The sequence below is a fragment of the Nocardia amamiensis genome, assembly GCF_015477605.1.
GTDB lineage: Bacteria > Actinomycetota > Actinomycetes > Mycobacteriales > Mycobacteriaceae > Nocardia > Nocardia amamiensis_A.
This window is the reverse complement of sequence record NZ_JADLQX010000253.1, coordinates 1-366: the sequence shown is the minus strand read 5'-3', so window position 1 is coordinate 366 and position 366 is coordinate 1. Positions and strand designations below refer to the sequence as shown.

Here is a 366-nt window from a genome sequence, read left to right as displayed (position 1 = left end):
TCTTTGCACCTATTGGACTTCATTGACTATTTCCTTTTTCATGTTGGAGAAATTTTCAACTATAATCTCTTCAAAAATTTTCTCATACGCTTTCTTTTTTTCTTCTTCTTCTGTGACCCCTATAATTCAAATGTTGGTGTGTTTGATATTATCCCAGAGGTCTCTGAGACTATCCTCAGTTCTTTTCATTCTTTTTGCTTTATTCTGCTCTTCAGAAGTTATTTCCACCATTTTATATTCCAGCTCACTGATTCATTATTCTGCTTCAGATATTCTGCTATTGATTCCTTCTAGAGTGTTTTAAATTTCAGTAACTGTGTTGTTTGTCTCTGCATGTTTATTCTTTAATTCTTCTAGGACTTGGTT

At 32.8% G+C, this 366-nt stretch carries 1 protein-coding gene; it reads right to left on the bottom strand.

The window, feature by feature from the left end; genetic code table 11:
* Positions 1 to 126: 126 nt before the first annotated feature.
* Positions 127 to 243 (bottom strand): hypothetical protein, encoded by a 117-nt coding sequence (locus tag IU459_RS40315; protein WP_369123112.1) that lies wholly within the window; start codon positions 241 to 243, stop codon positions 127 to 129.
* Between the last annotated feature and the right edge of the window lie 123 nt (positions 244 to 366).